The 19128-nt window shown below is 58.8% G+C and carries 15 protein-coding genes; 6 read left to right on the top strand and 9 right to left on the bottom strand.

The window, feature by feature from the left end:
* Positions 1 to 204: 204 nt before the first annotated feature.
* The 6 genes from AC1VVM_RS22765 to AC1VVM_RS22790 all read right to left on the bottom strand — a co-directional run bounded on the left by AC1VVM_RS22765 (position 205) and on the right by AC1VVM_RS22790 (position 5906).
* Positions 205 to 816, bottom strand: coding sequence for an ADP-dependent NAD(P)H-hydrate dehydratase (locus AC1VVM_RS22765; RefSeq protein WP_482956604.1), 612 nt, complete (start codon positions 814 to 816; stop codon positions 205 to 207).
* Positions 817 to 1259: 443 nt separating this feature from the next.
* Positions 1260 to 1904, bottom strand: coding sequence for a 3,4-dihydroxy-2-butanone-4-phosphate synthase (gene ribB, locus AC1VVM_RS22770; protein ID WP_482956605.1), 645 nt, complete (start codon positions 1902 to 1904; stop codon positions 1260 to 1262).
* Positions 1898 to 2872: an ATP-binding protein gene (locus AC1VVM_RS22775; protein WP_482956606.1), complete on the bottom strand. Its 975-nt coding sequence runs from the start codon at positions 2870 to 2872 to the stop codon at positions 1898 to 1900. Before AC1VVM_RS22775 ends, ribB begins: the two co-directional genes overlap by 7 nt.
* A 499-nt stretch (positions 2873 to 3371) precedes the next feature.
* Positions 3372 to 4541 carry a CynX/NimT family MFS transporter gene (locus AC1VVM_RS22780; protein ID WP_482956607.1) on the bottom strand — a complete coding sequence of 390 codons (1170 nt, stop codon included), beginning with the start codon at positions 4539 to 4541 and terminating at the stop codon, positions 3372 to 3374.
* A gap of 349 nt (positions 4542 to 4890) precedes the next feature.
* Positions 4891 to 5322, bottom strand: a complete 432-nt coding sequence (locus AC1VVM_RS22785) for a DUF4826 family protein (RefSeq protein ID WP_482956608.1) — start codon at positions 5320 to 5322, stop codon at positions 4891 to 4893.
* Between the two features lie 155 nt (positions 5323 to 5477).
* A complete protein-coding gene (locus tag AC1VVM_RS22790; RefSeq protein ID WP_482956609.1) occupies positions 5478 to 5906 on the bottom strand; it encodes a hypothetical protein in 429 nt (142 codons plus the stop codon).
* A gap of 918 nt (positions 5907 to 6824) precedes the next feature.
* Between AC1VVM_RS22790 and AC1VVM_RS22795 the strand changes: the two genes are divergently transcribed.
* The 3 genes from AC1VVM_RS22795 to AC1VVM_RS22805 all read left to right on the top strand — a co-directional run bounded on the left by AC1VVM_RS22795 (position 6825) and on the right by AC1VVM_RS22805 (position 11154).
* Positions 6825 to 8066: an integrase catalytic domain-containing protein gene (locus AC1VVM_RS22795; protein WP_482956610.1), complete on the top strand. Its 1242-nt coding sequence runs from the start codon at positions 6825 to 6827 to the stop codon at positions 8064 to 8066.
* Positions 8067 to 8476: 410 nt separating this feature from the next.
* Positions 8477 to 10639, top strand: a complete 2163-nt coding sequence (locus AC1VVM_RS22800; RefSeq protein WP_482956611.1) for a TonB-dependent siderophore receptor — start codon at positions 8477 to 8479, stop codon at positions 10637 to 10639.
* A 197-nt stretch (positions 10640 to 10836) separates the two neighbouring features.
* The gene (locus AC1VVM_RS22805; RefSeq protein ID WP_482956612.1) at positions 10837 to 11154 is read left to right on the top strand and encodes a hypothetical protein; all 318 of its coding nucleotides are present in this window, start codon (positions 10837 to 10839) and stop codon (positions 11152 to 11154) included.
* Positions 11155 to 11733: 579 nt separating this feature from the next.
* Here AC1VVM_RS22805 and AC1VVM_RS22810 read toward each other — a convergent pair.
* From AC1VVM_RS22810 to AC1VVM_RS22820, 3 genes are read right to left on the bottom strand one after another with little or no spacing between them, the layout of a single operon-like run.
* Complete coding sequence (locus tag AC1VVM_RS22810) at positions 11734 to 11991, bottom strand: cytochrome C oxidase subunit IV family protein (RefSeq protein WP_482956613.1); 258 nt, start codon at positions 11989 to 11991, stop codon at positions 11734 to 11736.
* Between the two features lie 11 nt (positions 11992 to 12002).
* On the bottom strand, positions 12003 to 12593 hold the full coding sequence (locus tag AC1VVM_RS22815) for a cytochrome c oxidase subunit 3 (RefSeq protein ID WP_482956614.1): 591 nt from the start codon (positions 12591 to 12593) through the stop codon (positions 12003 to 12005).
* The gene (locus AC1VVM_RS22820; protein WP_482956615.1) at positions 12590 to 13417 is read right to left on the bottom strand and encodes a hypothetical protein; all 828 of its coding nucleotides are present in this window, start codon (positions 13415 to 13417) and stop codon (positions 12590 to 12592) included. The genes AC1VVM_RS22815 and AC1VVM_RS22820 overlap by 4 nt, the downstream gene beginning before the upstream one ends.
* Positions 13418 to 13764: 347 nt before the next feature.
* Here AC1VVM_RS22820 and AC1VVM_RS22825 point away from each other — a divergent pair, with 347 nt between their 5' ends.
* The 3 genes from AC1VVM_RS22825 (at position 13765) to AC1VVM_RS22835 (ending at position 18957) form a co-directional block, all read left to right on the top strand.
* Positions 13765 to 16284, top strand: a complete 2520-nt coding sequence (locus tag AC1VVM_RS22825; protein WP_482956616.1) for a TonB-dependent receptor — start codon at positions 13765 to 13767, stop codon at positions 16282 to 16284.
* 118 nt (positions 16285 to 16402) lie between these two features.
* Complete coding sequence (locus AC1VVM_RS22830) at positions 16403 to 17266, top strand: NAD(P)-dependent oxidoreductase (protein WP_443478741.1); 864 nt, start codon at positions 16403 to 16405, stop codon at positions 17264 to 17266.
* Positions 17267 to 17733: 467 nt separating this feature from the next.
* Positions 17734 to 18957, top strand: a complete 1224-nt coding sequence (locus AC1VVM_RS22835; protein ID WP_482906077.1) for a cytochrome P450 — start codon at positions 17734 to 17736, stop codon at positions 18955 to 18957.
* Positions 18958 to 19128 lie beyond the last annotated feature (171 nt).

Raw genomic sequence — 19128 nt, forward strand, 5'->3', positions numbered from 1 at the left:
GACTCCTTTAATTCGCGGGCCGCCGCGTCGTTCCGGAGGTTTCGAGAGTGGGATACCCATCTGCTTCCTCGCCTCGGCATTGTCTGGAGAAATAGAAGCTTATCTTCCACCCGAGGTTATCCGGTGCTGAAACGGCGACCATTCATTTTCGTTGGTCTCATTTCAGGCGCGTCAACTGCGGAAAATAGATGGTCCGGACAGAAGTCATCTGGCTCTGGACGTTGCTTTCGACTTGGATGCGTCGTCATTGGGGCGATTTGCATCGTTCGGAACGCCTCTTGCGCTCGGCGCTGATGCCATTAGCCGAGGTATTGCAGTCAACAGTTCGCGGGCGAGGTAGCCCACCGGCCCGGTCGCCTCCGCACAGTGTCGGCCGGCCTCTCCATGAACCCAGACTGCCCAGAGCGCGGCTTCCAGCGGGGGCAGCCCCCGAGAAAGCAACGCGCCTGCAATTCCTGCAAGCACATCGCCGGATCCGCCGGTCGCAAGGCCGACATTCCCGCCGCTGTACACGAAACATGGGCCGGCTGGGTCCACGATCAGCGTGGTGGCGCCCTTTAATACGACGACGGCATTGAAGCGAGCCGCTGCCTCGCGTGCGGCAGCGACCCTGTCACGCTCGACATTGGCTGCTTCGCGCTCCAGTAAGGCCGCCATCTCGCCGATGTGCGGCGTGATCACGCACGGTGTCGCGCGTTCCCGCAAGCTCACTTCGTGATCGCCCAGCGTCATGAGGGCTGAGGCATCGATCACCAGCCCCCCTTCCCCGGCACTCGAACCCGAGCCGGCCCGGCAATCGGCCATCGCATCGAGCACTGCCTCCAGCAGGTGATCGCTCAGTCGAATTCAATATCAGCGGCTTGAGGTGGCAGCAGCCGGACTCGATCACATCCACACGGAAAGGCGCGAAACTCGTTCTCGCCTTTCCGACCGTATCTTTCCGAAGCAGACAGGCGTATTCGATCACCTTAGCAGGACGGCAATCGCCCGAACCCTGTCGTTCAGCCTTTCAATCGCTCAGTCTGAAAGCTGCCTTTCATCGAGACCCGCAAGTTTGGATGCCCGGTCTAAGGGTATCTGTGCCCTCTTCGAGAGTGGAGACGATATTTGGCCACAATGCTGCGATTGATCATTCATAGGGATGTTCGGTGATCCGTCGCGCGAGCCGGAAGGGGTTGAGCCGGTGCTGTGGTTCCGGAAATGTATTGCATGAGACGTTGGTCTCGTCCCTGATTCCGTCCAGCGCACCGGCTCACGTCTTACAACCGATAGGCCACAAGATCGTCGATCGTCACGATCGGGAAGTCGTGCTCCAGCGCATAGCGAATGAGTTCGGGCACGCGCTTCATGGTGCCGTCAGGGTTCATCAGCTCGCACAATACGCCGGCGGTGCCGCGTCCCGCCAGGCGGGCCAACTCGATCGACGCTTCAGTATGGCCGCGACGCGCAGCCAAGCCCCCAGGATGGGCGCGAAGCGGAAAGACATGCCCCGGCCGCGCGAGGTCTGCGGGGCGCACATCGGCGGCGATGGCAGTTCGAATGGTCTGCACGCGATCCGCAGCCGATACGCCGGTCGTCACGCCCTCCCGCGCTTCGATCGAGACCGTGAAGGCGGTTCCGTTCCGCGCGGTGTTGTCAGTCACCATTGGTGCAAGATCGAGGTCATCCGCCGCTGCGGCGGTCAGGATCAGGCAGACGATGCCGGATCCGTCTCGGATCATGCGCGCCATTTGCTCCGTAGTCAGGGCATCGGCAGCATAGATAAGGTCGCCCTCGTTCTCGCGATCCTCGTCATCGACGACGATTACACCTTGGCCCGCAGCTATGCGCGCGATCGCACGCGCCGCTCGTTCCTGCGAATTTCCGAACAGCGCGAGCGGCGAGGTTTCGGTCGCGTTCAACATGCGACTTGCCCCTGCCGTGCAGCGATGTGGCGGGCAAACTGGGCCGCCACGCGTCCGGACCGTGATCCGCGTCGCCGGGCCCAGTTGTCCGCCTGTTGCGCGAGCTCATCAGTGTCCCAACCGTGGGCGAGCGGGCCGAGATGGCCGACCACCATTGCCAGATAGTCGTCCTGCGCGACATTATGGAATCCCAGACTCAGGCCGAAGCGATCAGCCAGCGACACCTTTTCCTCGATCGCCTCTCCGGCGTGAAGTGCGGTTGAACGCTCGTTGTCGATCATTTCGCGTCGCAGCAGGTGACGACGGTTGGAAGTCACCGCCAGGAGGATGTTGATCGGACACCCCCGGATGCCGCCGTCCAGCACCGCCTTGAGGCTCTTATAGCCTGCGTCGCCGTCGTCGAACGAAAGGTCGTCGCAGAACAAGAGGAAGCGCCGATCGATGTCGGCTAGTCGTTCGAGCAGGTCCGGCAGTGTTTCAATTTCTTGCCTTGGCACCTCGACGAGAGAGATCCGGCCACCGCTCTCCGCATGGACAACCGCGTGAACGGCCTTTGTCAGCGAACTTTTGCCGGTGCCGCGCGCGCCCCACAGCAGCATATGGTTGACGGCCGAGCCCGCCACAAATCCGCGCAGGTTAGCCAGCATCTCCGCCTTCTGCTGCTCTATGCCGACAAGCGCGGACAGAGGTACGTAGTCGATACGCGAGACCGGCGAAAGGCGGGGCGGGGAGCTGGCCCAAACATAGCCAGGAGAGCTCGCCAAATCGACAGGTGATGCTGCCGGTGGGGCAATGCGCTCAAGTGCGGACGCGATGCGATGGAGGATGGAAATGAGGTTGTCGGAAGCGAGCGCAGGACTCTGCGCACCTCCGACCCGATCTGGGCGGGAAGATGGCATTACAGGACTCCAACCGCCGAAACGCACGGATCGGCGGTGTTGATAGCGATGGTGTGAGAAAAAGACCATTGAACGTCGTCGCGCCTTATCATCGGAGTCGGAAAATTGACTCGTCTGTTTGGCGCGTTGGTTGACGTTAACGCCTACGACCGAGCACGGACGTGCTTTGCGGTGCGAGGCGCTTACAGCACCCGTCTACATCATACAAGTGCGATCATGCAGCGGCGTCGATGGTCATTGCCAAGCGCGACAGGTGGGCATGTTCCCCGAATTGGCATGCCGCATCCGCCGGCCGTTGAGTTCCGCCGCTGCGATCGCAGGAAACGGTGCATTGAGTGTCATCCCGGTCCCGGAAGCCGCTGGATTGGCCTCGGAATCACGAGACGCTTCCGCGCGCCGAAAAGGAAACTCGAGGCCGCAGCAATCTGGCGACGAGTCTGGCAGCCGTGCCGGCCGCCTTGCCGCCGCGCATCGCCCCTCCACGCGGGTTTGGTCAGGACGTCGCCGGGCACCGCAACAAACATTGCCGCGCTTTCGCTCCCAGCGAGCCCTCGTCCGATTGAAATCCTTATTCGATTGTTCGCGCTCGCCCAGCAAGAGCTGCAAACAGTGTTACGAGCACGGCTGCCGCGACGAGAAAGATCAGCGGCAAGCGCCAACCGCCGGTCATGTCGTGCAGCACCCCCACGAGCAGAGGCCCGGCTGCCGCACCTGCATAGCCGATGAACTGCGCCATACCGGATAGCGACGCGGCCTGATGGTGGTCACGTGTACGCAGCCCGAAGAGCGAGAGGCTGGTGACCATCGCGACACCGGCACCCAACCCCGCGATGGCGAGCCATAGCAGCGAAAGCCCCGGTGACAGGAGGAGGCCGGCGGTCCCAACCACTAGCAGGAGACCACATGCGAGCCCGAGACCGGTCTGATCGCGAAAGCGCCGGATGAGCGGGGTACATCCAAGATTGGTGGCGACAGCGACGACCTGATAGACCAGCAACATCAGTCCTGCGGACGCATTCGTAATTCCTTGGCTCGCTGCAAAGGAGGCGAACCAGTCAACGATCGAATAGAAGACGAGTGAGTGGAGAGCGAAAAACAGGGATACCTGCCACCCGATCGGATGACGCCACGGCGATAACGACTCCGTGCTCGCCGGTGAAGAAATGGCGAGCGGGTCATTCCCGCGCTTGAACTGCGGAATCCAGATTAGAAGCGACACGAGCGTGAGCAGTGCCCAGACACCGATCGACCAACGCCAGCTCAGTCCAGGCGTGTTCGCGATCGGCACCGCTAACCCTGCAGAGAGCCCGGCCATACCGGCCATCGCCGCCGCGTAGAGGCCAATAAGACTAGCAGCGCGGTGCGGAAAGTCGCGCTTGACCAATGCGGGCAAGAGGACGTTTCCGAATGCGATCCCCGCGCTCAACACGCCCGTGCCCGCCCATATTGCGCCAGGCCAAGCCATAGATCGAGTGACGGTACCTATAAGGATGGCCATCAGTGATGCGCCTAGGACTCGTTCGAGACCATGTCGCCGGCCAAGCCGTGGCGCGATCAGTGAAAGCAACGCGAAGATGGCAAGTGGGAGCGCATTCAGGAGACCCGCAGCGGTAGCGCGAAGCCCGAGATCGCGTTGGATTTCTTCAAGTACGGGGCCGAGACTTGTGATCGGAGCGCGAAGATTTGCGCCGATCAGGACAATGCCCAGATAGAGAGCGGCCGAATGATTGGCCTTCAATGACTTAATTCGCACGTAGACGTCCCTGCACGCGCGCATCCCACCCGTGGGTGGCTGCGATACCGTGCGTTGGTTGACGTTAACGCTTACGCGAAAAGCGGCGAACCAGCCCTTCGTCTGCGAACGCCGCCTAATCGCCTATCGGAGAAGCGTCAATGGGATTCGCAGCGCCAGATGGCCTGCTGGTGCGCTACTTCAACTATGCGCCCATTCAAGACGCTCAACGGCCATTCTGATGATCCCTGAAGCCGACCTTTAGCTTTGCTTAGACGGCGCCTGACTGAACGGCAGGAAATCGGGAGCACGCTTTCCGGCCCGAATGGCTCAGATTTTGGGGAAAGCGGTCGCGCTAATCATCCCACAAGTCGTCGTATGATGCCCATTCCAATAGCGTTGTCGCTCGCGCCGCCAGCATGGGGGCAAGTTCAAATTCCTGCTCCGACGAACCCAGGCTAAAGCTCTCACACCGATTTCCACTGGCCCACAATTTCGCGGCATCGCTCCACTTTTGGCCTATGTCGCGCAGAGCTTGACGAGGAGTGCGCTCAGCTTGGCAGGTTGTGTAATCCGTTGGCAAATCCCCCGTTATTACCCACCATCCGACCCAACCTGGGCGGCTTTGGCTTTCGACGGCCCACACAGCAACCACCGGAGCGGCATGCCACGCGGGCCATTCCCCTACGTTCGCAGAAATAAGCCCTTCGCGAGACAGGTAGCCAGTGACTATTTGCCGTTGCTCCGCGCACCAAAGCTCTTCTGCTTCTTCGCTCAGTTCGTCCATTAGCGGATCAAGCCACCGACTACTGACGTCGTCAACGCTGGCGTGTCCGGAACGGCAGGTTTCCGGTTAACACTCTGAAATTCCGCAATTCCGCTTTGATGGGGGTAGGTTACCGTCGGCTTCTACCGCAGCGGTTTCGGTAATCACCCTTTCGGTTATCCTGCGACGGGCGCCAGTACCATGAAGCGATCAATGGCGCGTCGGGGGAATAGCTTCGGCCAGAACGGGTAACGCGAGCCATCTCGGGTCAATACAAACACGCCAACGGGCTCTTTACCGATCGGCGTGCGGTTCGTCACCTCAATGCGCTCCATAGCGGCATAGGGAACGACAATCGTCTTTCCCCAACGCCGATATGTATAATCCGTCTCAGAAAACGTGATGCGGAAGCGAAATACGAAGACTGCGACAGCGCAAAGCGGAATCGCAGAAGCGATCAGCATCTGCACGAGATCGCACCGAGGACCTAGCTTCCAGAGATCGAAAAAAGACAGGGCAACCGGAAGGCCTAAAAGCACGAACCAGATGCTGATGAGTACCCAATCGGGGCCAAACGAAGTTTTTCGATGCTTGTGGGTGGTCATCTGTAACCGCTATCTTGGCTCCCGTAAGTCCGCAATGTCTGCCGCGTGTCCGGAAAGGCAGTATTCGGATTAAAACGCTGCAACTCTGCCATTCCGGTTTGTTGGGGCAAGCGGACATCGCCGGCCAATCGACATTTGATTGGGAAACGCAACACAACCTTCGATTGTCACGGCACAGCGATCATTGATATTAGAATTTTATTGTGTTGCGAGTAAATTAAATATTAAGTCATTCCAGCGCGACGATACAATCCAATGACTCGAAACCTTTTACATTTTCTGCGGCCTCCATCGGCCATTTAGGGAAAAACAACCCCGTCCTCTTCGCAGTTTTGCTTTTACCATCCCACTGCAACGGCATCAGTCCGAGTCCAAACTGAGTTGCGTCATCTCGTTTCATTACAAGGAGAGACGTCGGTTCTGCGGTTGGTGGGTCTGACAGCGATAAGAACATTGTATCTTCAAGCACCGCATGGCCGAATGATATCAAGCGACATCGGAAAGAGTCCCCCGCATTGCCTCACCTGAATAGTTACCCGCCATGCCCGTTGCCTCAGCAAAAGTGCAACCCGGAGCGAGCATGGCAGGGAGCCCGGGATGTTGAGGCGGATCAGCATGGCAACGCGCAAGGAATTGCTGGAATCGATTAGGCTGCGGTACGGGGCTTGTTCCTGGTCTGAGAAGAGCCGCGTCCTCGATGAGTTCGTCGCGGTGACAGGGTATCATCGGAAGCATGCGATCCGGTTGCTCCGGGAGCCCGCGGGACGACCAAAGCCCAAGGTTGCACGAGCCATATATGGCCCACTCATACGCGACGCGCTGGCAGTCCTATGGGAGACCTCGGACCGCGTTTGCTCAAAGCGTCTGAAGGTTATGATTCCTCTTTTGCTGCCGTCCCTTGAGCGACACGGGAGTCTGGTGATCGATGAACAGACCCGGACGCAGTTACTCACCGTTAGCGCCGCAACGATAGATCGGCTGTTGTCAGAATTAAGGATTGTGGCTGCAGGCCGGCGACGCAGACGGCCTGGCTCCAGCTCAGCGATCCGACGAGCGGTACCTGTTCGTACATTCAACGACTGGAACGCCCCTTTACCGGGATATGTCGAAGCAGATTTCGTAGCTCACTCCGGGGTGAGCGCCGGTGGCGCCTTTGTACAGACGCTTGTTCTGACCGACATCGCCACAGGTTGGACGGAATGTATCCCGGTCCTGATGAGAGAAAGCGGCTTGGTGATCGAGGCCATTCACAAGGCGCAAGAGCTCTTTCCATTTCGCTTGCGCGGGGTCGACTTTGACAATGACTCGGTGTTCATGAATGAGCTCGTGGTCGATTGGTGCAGATCCCAAGGCCTCGAGGTTACGCGCTCCCGGGCATACAAGAAGAACGATCAGGCATGGGTCGAGCAGAAGAACGGTGCGATCGTGCGCCGGTTGGTTGAATACGGTCGCTTCGAAGGGCAAGATGCCGTCATGGCTCTGACCAGACTTTACGCAGCATCTCGGTTGCACGTGAATCTATTCCAGCCCTCTTTCAAGCTTCTCGAGAAGAAGCGTATCGGCGCTAAGGTCACCAAACGTTATCACCCACCGGTGACGCCCGTGTCCCGCGTCCTTGAACAAGCCGAGCTTCCACGCTTATCGAGAGCCGCGCTCGAAAAAATGCGAATGACAGCGGATCCAGTCGTACTGCTGGCGGCGATGCGCGCGGCTCAAGCGGATCTTGGTCGGCGAGTTGATCAACGAGGATTGCCCAGAGAACCGATAAAGCCAACAGCAATCGATCTGCCCTGCTTTGCAAGCAGTTTGGAGACCGTTTGGAAGTCTGGAGAGGAACGCTCGACGCATCGACGACCCTACATCCGCCGAAAGGCTCGAACCCCAAAGCCCAGCATGCTCGATCCCTACGCCGAGAAAATTCGGGAATGGCTGGCGGCGGCTCCCACTCTGCCGGCAGTGGAGATTCTTGAGCGATTGATCCGAATTGCACCCCTAACCTTCAACGCCAGACATCTGCGGACCGTTCAGAGGTCGGTGAAGGCTTGGCGAATTATCCGGGCGAAGAGCCTTATCCTCGAAGGGGAATGGATAATCTCGGCCGCACCTTCGCTCCCCGCCGCGACGGGGAGCGAAGGTGCGGCCGAGATGGAAACGTCATAATATTGACTGGTAACATTGCGTCGTGAGGCAATACGGGGGACCAGTTTTACATGGCGCCTGACACATTACAGGCGGCATCGTCGTGGTTCGAGACACAAATCTCTTTGCGCACCGTTCAGGTACATTGGGATTTTATAACAATGGACGGCCGCATTCCCAGTCATGCGAAGCAATCGCATTCGAGCTTTGAAACACCATCGCAAAGCGTTGCGTTGCGCATCTAAAATCGCCGCCTATCCGCGCAAATAGCGCTGTTGTGAACTTGGCCTCCGGAGGACTTTGCCGTTGTTGCGAAGGGGTCGCGAAAGGCTGCCAAGGTGTTAGCGTCAACGCGGGGCCCACCTTGACGATTGTCGACGGCCTTAGCTAAGGCAAATGCGACTCATTATTATTAGCAAGAAGGATGGTTTGTGAGTTTTCAGGGGGGATTCATATCCCGGGCAGGATTTGTCCGCTCGGCGTCTCTAGTCGCGCTCGTGGTTTCGGCTGCGATTTCATCCACGGCAGCGAACGCCGATGCCGGCAACGCCGACCAAAACGCGGCGCCAGATAGCGCAACGGGCGGCGGCAACACCGACATCATCGTCTCTGCGCCTCGCCGCTCACTCTATGAGGTAGCGGACGTCAATGTCGGCGCCCTGGGCGCGAAAGATCCCAAAGACCTTCCCCTGTCGGTGCAATCCTATACATCCGCCCTGATCAATGCGCAGGGCGCACGGACCTTGCTCGACGTCATGAAGAATGATCCCTCGGTTCAGGACAACGCGGTTGGCGGCGCATTCGACAACATCAGTATCCGAGGGTTCCCGGTCGATTTCACCAACACCATGCGGCGCGATGGCCTCGCGCTCGCACCTTATTTCGACGTACCGCTGGAGAATATCGAGCGCATCGACGTGCTGAAGGGGCCGTCCGGCTTCCTGTATGGTGTAAACTCGCCCGGTGGCACCGTAAATTATATCTTGAAGCGTCCGACGGCCGACCCTTTCACGTCACTCACGGCGCAATTGCGCACGCATGACGGCTATTATGCCGCGATCGACAGCGGCGGGCCGCTGACATCCGACGGAACGCTCGGCTATCGGATCAATGTCGCAGGCGAGAAAGTCGGCGACTTCACCCACGCCGGCGATCTCGGCAAATTTTTCGCCGGTGTCGCAATCGACTGGAAACCGACAGAGCGGCTCCTGATCCGCCTCGATGGCGACTATCAGTGGCGCTCGCTCGCGGCCCAGCCGGTGGTTGGTCCGCAGCCGGACGGCAGCCTGCCGCCCCATTTCAATCCGCGTACGTTGCTCGGCCAACCCTGGCTTCGTTACCGTACCGAGACGGTCAACCTCGGCGGACGGGTCGATTACGAACTGTCGGATACGTGGAGTATAACGACCCAGGCTTCGTTTTCGCGCAATGTTCGCGACGCCGCTTTCCCGGACGTCTATTCGGTCGACGCGAAGGGCAATATCCTGAGCGGTGACATCTATCTCTCGCCCGGTCAGTCCTATCAGGCATGGTCGATCAACAGCTTCCTTTCGGGTAATGTGCGGACGGGACTGCTCGATCACCATGTCGTGATCGGTGGCTCGACGCGGCAATATGACTCGCGCGAGGGCGGTTTCGCCGTACTCAAGGATGCCGCAGGGCAGGACATCACGGTCGGCAACATCTTCAGTCCGGTCTATACATCCGAACCAGCCTTCACCGCTCCGGCCAAGAACCGGATCGACAACCGCCAACTGAGCCTTTTCGTCAGCGACGTGATCGATATCGGCGATCACCTGAGCGCGATAGCTGGCTATCGCTTTGTCGATTATCGCAACATCTCCACCCCGGCGAGCGGTGCGCGCAGCCGATATCAGAAAGATGTCAGCGTTCCCTACGGGGGGCTGGTTTACAAGATCACTTCGCGCGTCTCGGTTTACGGCAGCTACTCGGAAGGGTTCGAGCAGGGCGGCGTCGCGCCCTACAACACCCGCAACGCAGGGCAATATCTCGATCCCCTGCGTAGCAAGCAATATGAGGTCGGCGCGAAGGCAGAGGTTCTCGGCATCAACTTGGCCACCGCTGGCTTCCAGATCGATCGCACTTTGCAATATGTCGATAGCGACAACTACTATGTCCAGGCGGGCAAGGAACGCCATCGCGGCGCTGAGCTGACCGCCAACGGCCGCGTCACGCCCGATATCGCGTTGATCGCAGGCGTTTCCTATCTCGATGCCAGGCAGATCGATACCGGCGATGCGGCAACGGAAGGAAAGCGCCCCGCCAACGTACCACGCTGGCAGGCGAATATGTTTGTCGAATATACCACGCCGTTGCCTGGCTTCAGTGTCAATGCCGGGCTCTATTACCAGGGCGAACGCGCGCTGGATCCGGTCAACACGGTATTCCTGCCCGGCTATGCGCGATTTGATCTCGGGGCGCGATATGCGATGCAGGTTGCCGGACGGCCGGTGGCGATCCGGCTGACGATCGAGAATGTCGGGAACAAGCAATATTGGTCGGCAGCGAACTACGCCAGCGTCTATCCTGGCCGCTCGCGCGAAGCCTTCCTGCGCATTCAGACCAGCTTCTGACGACGATGTTCGAATAAGGTTCAGCAAACAATTTCGTCGCTGGTTGGGAGGGGGGCCTCGGCCTCCTCCTCGCCGCGATGGGGAAGGTCCGAACTCTGGCTCTTCAACCTCCATCGTGATCTATTGGTGGGCGCATGCGGCGAAACGATCACTGACATCGCCGCGCCTTTCAGGATGACGTTCGTGATATCGGGGTATTGCTATGGTGGCGGCAGCACCGGGCCTTCGCCTTCCGGCTATGGCCCGCTCGCCTGACACGTGCCGCCTTGTTACGCTATCATCGCCACTTGGGAATCGTCGTCGCACCGCTGCTTGCACTTTCCATCGCGACCGGAAGCATGATGGCGCTCAAACCGCTAGATTGTTGGCGGTGCGCCCGTGGTCATCACTCGCCGAAACGAAAGACGCCGCAACGACGCCGCGGGGCGCCGGGCAGATTTTGGCGGTCCGCCCCGACGGGGCCGCAATCCTCGCCGAAGGTCGACGCAGATTCCTCGATGAAGAGGCAGGCATGATCGTCGTTCCTGGAGACGATGACAGCCTGATCCTGCTGCGCTTACGCCTTCCAGGGGAATCGCTCGCCGATGGCTATACTCGCCTCCGGTTCCCGCCCGGCGATGGCCATCTGGTTGAAGCACGCGCATCGCGCATTCAGCCCATCTGCACAAAACGCGTTCTACACGCTCCATGCGGCGGAGACGACGTGCATGGAACTTAGCGCGCGAAGGGGAGCGCCGCCCAACCACACGGGCTATTACAAGTCGGTGCGTACGACGCGTAAGCTCGCGGCAAATCCGGCTGCCCAAGCGATGCCAGAACGAAATCGGACCGTTCAGCACACGTCGAATTTGGAATAACGGCCAACAAAACAAGACATAAGCCCAATCGACCGATCACCATAACAAAAATCCTTCCCACGATTTTTATATTTTTAAAGTAAATTTATTTTTCTACCTGATGTATTCGATCGCCCGCCTGCAATACGGTCACGTCGAGACCATTACTCATGAGCGCCCCGCCATAACCTTGTTTACTAGCGGCATAAGGAGGATGACGGTCGTCGGACGAACAGGCGACGCGTTCTAATATATCGGTCAGGCCAGGAACAAGACGATGAGCGCCACGCCGAGGACCGCAACCCATATTTGAAACGGCCAGAGGAGATACTTCGGTGCGTGCCTGAGCTCCATGAACTCACGCCCGACCAGAGTCACCTTGGCGAACGCGACGATAAGGATCACGCAGCGGGCGGCTCCATCACGCCCCACTACCATCGTTTCGAACGAAAAGAGCGTCGCAGCGACCAAGATCGTCCAGACAATGATTGCGCGATTTTGCAGAACTGAAGGCATTAACGCTCCCCTCACAACAAGTAGAGCAACGCGAAGAGAATGATCCACAGGAGATCGACCATGTGCCAAAACACACCGCTCCCCTCAATGAGGGCCACGCTCCCGCGCATCTGACCGGACGATTCGATCTGCGACGCGGCCAAACACAGTACACCGATGCCGATCACGACGTGGACCAGATGAATACCGGTAAACATGTAATAATATATCGAAAATGCATTGGTATTGAGCGTAAACCCCTCAGCGATCTTTGCCGAGTACTCGACAGCCTTCACCGCGACAAAACCCATACCGAGTGCAATCGCACCAAGCAGGAAGTGGCGTGCGCGACGATCGCCTTTTCGGACAGCGGTGACGGCCTGCGCTACGCAAAGACTGCTGGTCAGCAGCAGTAGCGTGTTGAGCAAGCCGAGGTGGCGATCAAGCAATCGCTGGGATGTCTCGAAGAGGGCCGATTCTTGCCGGTGTGCGACAGCGTAGGTTATAAAAAATACTGCGAAGACTATGAGGTCGCCGCCAATGAAGACCCACACGCCTTCCTCCCCCGGTATACGACCGGCGGGCGTCTTGATCGCAGGTGTTGTTTGTTGCTTGTCCGTCATTCGCCGGCCAATGCACCGCGCTTGATCGCCGCCAGCATAGCGAAGATCATCACATTGAACCATATGCCGAAAACGACAGCTGGAAGCCAAAAAGCAAGAACGCCGTTCCACGCAAAAGGACCCGACTTGAACAAGCCGACCGCGAGGCCGGGGAGAAACAGAACACCAGTCCACAGGTTCAGGTAACCCAGCCATCGCGGAAGCGTCGGGGCCGTCTTCCGATCCTGAAGGATCACGATACCGGTGACAATGTTCTGCACGAACGCCGGGACGGCGGGCATGACGAACAGAAAGAACGCAATGTCGCTCAGCATGACGATTTCGGTGTCTGGTCGATCCAGCCGATAGGCCGCGACGGTGAAGAAAAGCCCCGCGAAAAACAGTGTTACAAACCCATAAGCAACGATCATCACGAACGACCAGGTCAGCGGAGACATTGGACCCTCAATTTTCTTCATGAATGTCGCCAAGGCGCCGAGAAATGGGAAAAACAGGACCGATGCCGAGGTTATAAGAATGCCACCGACCAATATCCCGACCTGATGCTCGCGATAGTATTGGGCTACTTGAGCATGTGGCATTGAAGGCGCGAGCGGCGGAAAGAGATGTGCAACCGGCCAGATTCCCAGGAACATCATTGTTCCTGCAATCGCGCCCATGTAAGTGCACCGCTTCATTGTCGTGCTCTGGCTACCCATCACCCCTCCCCGGATTTGTTCTCCTGGATCGTGAGTAGCGCCCATGCGAAGAGCACCCACCCGAGGATAGGGTTTGTCGGATGAGACGGCTTTCACCTGCGGAAGGCGGTGCTTCTGAAGGACCATTTACTAAATGCTATCGGAGCATCGATCCGCCTTATTGCACACGAGGCGTTTTCAACCATTCGTATGAGAGAGACCGCTTCGACACAGTTGTCCGGCGTGCTCACGCACGGCCTGTGATCGCCTTGCGACTGGAAGACTAGCACGCCGGAAACAGCGAAAATGTGCCCCGCGCTTCGGATTCCCAAACACATTGCGGCAGTCTAGTGACACCTCACCTATTGCGTATTTTCAGGTCGGAGATCTTGCGCAACCTAAATGGAAACAGGACCGCCCCACCCTTCGATAGGTAGCCCTGCGGCGGACCACCAGTAGACTGCAAGAAAATCGGAGTCGGCAGGGAGATGGAAATGAAAAAGGGCATTTGTAGGGTATTGCTCGGCTCGAGCGCCCTGATGATCTGTTCGGGCCAGGCCTGGGCGGAAGAAGACAATGCTCCGGCAAACACCGCCGGCGCACAAAGTACCGGGGAAATTATCGTTACGGCTCGGCGAACCGCCGAGCGATTGCAGGATGTTCCGGTTGCGGTCGCCGCATTTGACAGCAGCGCTCTCCAGCGCTCGACCGTACAGGAACTCTCGGATGTCAGGACAATCGCCTCCGGCCTGAATTTCAATTCGGAGGGGGGGAAAAGCACGACGAATGTGAGCTTGCGCGGCGTAGGCCAGCTTCCCGTCGGTCTTACGACCCCAGGTGTTGTAACCTATTTCAACAACATCGCGATTCCCAGCCTTGGGTCGAGCATTCCTACCTACGACATCGCGAATGTGCAGGTTCTCAAGGGACCCCAGGGTACTCTGTTCGGTAAATCGACGCTCGGCGGCGCGATCCTCGTCAATACCGTTCAACCGGACCTGTACGATTTCGGAGGCTACGTGAAAGGCACGTATGGCCGCTGGAACTACTGGGCGATCGAAGGGGCGGTCAACGTCCCGATCGTGTCGGAAAAGATCGCGTTGCGCATTGCCGGCCAGATCCGGCGTCAGGACCCCAGGATCCGCTCTCTGGACGCAGACTTCTTCGCGCTGCCTGAAGTGAAGGCCCTGGGCGCTACGGATCCGAAAGCCAACAGCTATCCCGGCTTCGAGAACATCAAGAACGACAGCGTTCGTGTGTCGCTGACAATCGCCCCGACCGAGGGGATCACGAACACGACGGTCGCCGAATATTTCAAGGCCGACGAACTGGCATCCGGTCTCTACCTTTACAAGGCAGATTTCGCGCCGCTCCAGTCGGCCGTTTTCCTACCGCTCCTTGGCAGCGCCAGTCGGGCTGCCACCGCCGTCCAGCTTGCAAGCCTCGCCGAGGCTTACGCGCAGGCGCATCCTCGCGGCGCGTTCGACGGCGGGATCGACGGAGGCCGGGCTTATCGAAAGTCGATCGCGGTCGTCAACACGACCGACGTTGAGCTGAGCGACAGCTTCTCTCTCCGGAACATTTTCGGCTATCGCAAGAATACGAATGACCAGTCGATCAACACTGCTGCCGTGCCGGTGCTGGATCAGGGAGGCGTAGCGAACCCCTTCCTGGGCGGCCTTGTTACCCAGCCGTTCATTACCTACTACGCCGAACAACGCTATGTTCGCGACTATATCGATAACGACTTCCAGTTCATCTACAAGGGTTCGGGCGGACTGAACGGTATTCTCGGCGTCTACTACAGTGTCGACGGCCCAGCAGGACCCTCCGGCGACCAATTTACCGTGTTCTCTTCGCTTGGCCGCGTCCCGCCCACGACTACCCATGTGAAAAACCAGAGTCTCGCGGTATACGGGCAATTTGGCATCCCGCTCACCGATAAGCTGAATTTCAACATCGGCGGTCGCTACAGCTGGGACAAGTCGGAATTCTGCTACAATCCTGGCAATACGGCCACCTTCGCATCGGTTGACTTCTCGCAGTGCAAGCAGAATATCGCCGATCGGGTGGGGACGCCGACCGAATTCAGCGACGGTTTCGGACAGGCATCGGTCAAGGACAACTATCCGACCTGGACCGTTGGATTTGACTACAAGATCAGCCCGGACTTCATGGTCTATATCACGAGCCGCCGCGGCGTTCGCCCCAAGAACCTCAATTTCCCGCTGTTCGAATCCGCCCCGGTCACCTGCCCATCCAAGGCCTACTCGATGTCCTGCGTGGATCTGCGCGGGTACCAGACAATCAAGCAGGAACGGGTAACCGACGTCGAAATCGGTGAAAAGCTCAGCTTCAATGTGGCCGGTGCGCAAGGGCGGCTCAATGTCGCGGCGTTCTATTCGCGCTACGACAACGCCACGCAGTTCCTGTCGAATTCCGGCAACTTCCTGTTTCCTCGCGGAACCCTGGACGCGCCGCCCTCCTCGATCATCATCAATGCGGCCGATCTCAACATCTATGGTGTGGAAATCGATGCCAGTGTGTCGCCTGATCGCAACCTGACTCTGGGCTTTAACGGCGCCATCACAAAAACGGACGTGGCAAAGCTGCTTCCCATCAATACCAATGGCGAACTCGGACCAAATGTCGGATCCTTCGGCGCAGATCAGATCAACAAGCTGACACCGACATTCTCCGGTACCGTCACGGCCAGCTGGATTACGCCGGTCCATCCGGCAAATGCCGATGTCATCATCAGCGGCGATCTTTACATGACGGCCGACTACGGCGGCCAGCAAGGCTACCAGCTGAAGGGCTATTCCCTCGCCAACGGGCGTATCGACGTCAAGGGAATTGCCGGCACGGGGCTGGACCTGGGCTTCTACGTCAAGAACCTGTTTGACGTTCAATACCAGGCGGGCGTTTCGGTCATTTTGCCGAATGCCCCATACAACAGCCTCTATCTCGGCCAACCGCGCACCTGGGGCGTCGAGGCGACCTACAGGTTCTGATAGCCAGAACAACCATGAAGGGGCGGACGCGATCCGCCCCTTTTTGACTTTGAATTATCCTGGAAGCGTCGAGATCCCCTCGGCAGCACCAGTGTTTTTCCGATACAGGAGAATAGTGATGAAGACCGGCGGCGTTATCGGTTTGGGATCGATTGGCGGAGGCGTCGCCATATGCCTTCAGCGATCCGGCCAGCTTGCAGCAATCTATGACGTCCAGGCGGCAGCCGCGGATCGCGTTAAGGGTGCGCCCCCAATTTCCTCGAGCCCCCGTGCCTTGGCCGAGGCTTCGGACTGCGTGCTGATTGCGGTCCTCAACGGGGAGCAAACCCTTGCAGTCCTCTCCGGACCGGACGGAGTGCTCGCGGCAAATAAACCCGGCCAGACCGTCATTCTGTTGTCGACGATCAATATGGCAGATCTCGCCGGAGCGCAGGCGATGTGCAAGGATGCCGGCGTTATTCTCATCGACTGCGGGGTCACGAACGGACCGAAATCTGCCGAAAATGGCCTTATTTGTATGGCCGGCGGCGAAGACGGTGATCTGGCGGCCGCCAAACCCGTATTCGACGGATTCGCGCAGCAGGTCCTTCACATGGGCGGCCCGGGAGCCGGCATGGCCGCCAAGATCGCTCGCAACACCACGTACTTCGGCTGCATGAGAGCGGGTTACGAAGGGGCAGTTATTGCGCGCAATTATGGCGTCAGCCTCGATCAGCTCACTCTCGCGTTGTCAGGCGACCCGACCGCTGGCGGCGGGCTTGAGGGCGCCCTTGCCATGGCGAAACGTCCCGAAGCGGCTGGGAATGCCGACGAGACAAAGCTTCGCGAATATTTCCAGATGCTCATGGTGAAGGATCTGGAGGTCGCGATTGCCGAGGCGGCTCGCTTCGGCGTCCGTCTGCCCATGGTAGAACTGATCCGGGAGAACGCCGCTTCCACATCAGGACTGGAATATCCGCTGGGCCAACCAATCGGCGCCTGAGTGCCCCTAACCAGGCCGCGGGCGACCAATCGGATATGGCTCAGCCCATTCGCCATAGTCGTCGCGCGGTCTGATAGGGGTAGCCGAAGTGCCGACACGCAAGGCACCGGAAGCAGTGAAGCGAGATGCTTTCGCAGATTTCGTCCGGCGCCGCCGCGCAGGTACTCCCGGCCACCAAGGGCGTGGCCAATGTCTTTCATCGACGACCCCTGTGAATGCGAGCCGCCGGTATTTCCTAAACAACCGGCCAAACCGCTTTGACCGGACTGCAACGCGCCAAGGCGCCGGTTCGCAGCGAACGGCGGACCGGCGCCTATCTTATGGAAGGTTGCGCAGGCCAGGCGTTGACGCATTTCCCGTCGTCTGATCGCAGCGCGAAACAGGACTAGACGCTTCGGTAAACCAGAACGGCAGCGCACAGGCGAGCGGTCTGGCCAGCGGGGCAAAGAGGATTCGGAGAAGATTTGATGGCGAGCGCACCCACACAGGAAATTCCTCCCCACGTACCGGCCGAGATGGCAAAGTGGTTGCCCTATTTCGCTCGTGAGGAAGTGAAGGACTGCCCTCAGGAAACGCTCATTCCCGAGATGCACCGCACGCTGGGACCCATTACGTATGTCACCAACATCTTCCCCGGAGACAAGCCCGGCTGGCTGCTCACCGGCTATGATGACACCATGGCCATGCTGCGCGATCCCGACAATTTCACCAAGAACGGCATGGGCCAGTGGTCCCAGAGCATCGGCGCAGACTGGTTGGTCGTGCCCACCGAGGTGGACCCTCCGATGCACAGTTTCTACCGCAAGGCCCTGAACCCCCAATTCTCGCCGCAGAAGATGGCCGCGATGAAGGACGAGCTGCGGCGGCGCGCAAGCGACCTCATCGCGGCATTCAAAGACCGCGGCCACTGCGATTTCGTGAACGAATTTTCCGAACGCTACCCGATCTTCATCGTTCTCGACCTCCTGGGACTTCCGCAGGAACGGATGGCCGAGTTCCTGGTCTGGGAAAAGGAGATGTTGCACACCAATGACTGGCAGGTGCGCAGCAACGCGGTGCGCCAGGTCGTGGCATATCTGCAGTCCGAGATCGATGCTCGCCGCCGTACTCCTCAGGACGACTACATCACCAAGATATTCGACTTCGAAGCCGAAGACGGCCGCAAGTGGAATAACGAAGAGGTCCTCGGCCATTGCTTCAATCTTTTTCTCGGCGGTCTCGACACGGTCACGACCATGCTGGGCAATATCTTCGCACATCTCGCACGCCATCCTGATCAGCAGCAGGAACTGCGCGACAATCCGGATCGAATGGTCCTGGCGGTCGAGGAGTTTCTTCGGGTCTACGGGCCAGTTACGGCATTCCGTATCGCTTCGCGCGAAATCGAGATTCACGGGCAGAAGATCATGCCGGGCGAATATGTTTCGGTCAGCACGCCCGTCGTGAACCAGGATCCGAAGATCCATGAAGACCCAGCGGAGGTCCGTTTCGATCGCAAGGCCGCGCATGTGGCGCTCGGCGGGGGTATCCACAAGTGCCTCGGCATGCATCTCGCCCGGCTCGAACTGCAGACTGCCCTGGAACTGTTTCTGAAAGAAATTCCGCAATTTCGATTCAAAGACGGTTTCGAACCGAAATATTTCGTGGGCAATATCACTTTCGTGCCCCGCCTCGAACTTCAGTGGGACTAAGAGACGCTGTGCGTTCTTGACGCACTATCGGGGCGTGGAACCCGTTCCAGTTACGAAGCCCGCCTCAAGCTGACGCACCGCATGCGAACTGCAGCAAACCGGAATGGCCTATTGTGCCATTCCGGTCAGTGTTTGATAGGCGTTTTAAACCAGAGACTTGGGCCGTTCAGA

The sequence above is a fragment of the Novosphingobium sp. BL-S-33 genome, assembly GCF_056857025.1.

Coding starts and splice junctions, on each gene's coding strand:
- AC1VVM_RS22785 (WP_482956608.1), bottom strand. CDS start 5,322: ATGGACGAACTGAGCGAAGAAGCAGAAGAGCTTTGGTGCGCGGAGCAA.
- AC1VVM_RS22835 (WP_482906077.1), top strand. CDS start 17,734: ATGGCGAGCGCACCCACACAGGAAATTCCTCCCCACGTACCGGCCGAG.
- AC1VVM_RS22775 (WP_482956606.1), bottom strand. CDS start 2,872: ATGGTCTTTTTCTCACACCATCGCTATCAACACCGCCGATCCGTGCGT.
- AC1VVM_RS22830 (WP_443478741.1), top strand. CDS start 16,403: ATGAAGACCGGCGGCGTTATCGGTTTGGGATCGATTGGCGGAGGCGTC.
- ribB (WP_482956605.1), bottom strand. CDS start 1,904: ATGTTGAACGCGACCGAAACCTCGCCGCTCGCGCTGTTCGGAAATTCG.
- AC1VVM_RS22815 (WP_482956614.1), bottom strand. CDS start 12,593: ATGACGGACAAGCAACAAACAACACCTGCGATCAAGACGCCCGCCGGT.
- AC1VVM_RS22825 (WP_482956616.1), top strand. CDS start 13,765: ATGAAAAAGGGCATTTGTAGGGTATTGCTCGGCTCGAGCGCCCTGATG.
- AC1VVM_RS22790 (WP_482956609.1), bottom strand. CDS start 5,906: ATGACCACCCACAAGCATCGAAAAACTTCGTTTGGCCCCGATTGGGTA.
- AC1VVM_RS22810 (WP_482956613.1), bottom strand. CDS start 11,991: ATGCCTTCAGTTCTGCAAAATCGCGCAATCATTGTCTGGACGATCTTG.
- AC1VVM_RS22820 (WP_482956615.1), bottom strand. CDS start 13,417: ATGGTCCTTCAGAAGCACCGCCTTCCGCAGGTGAAAGCCGTCTCATCC.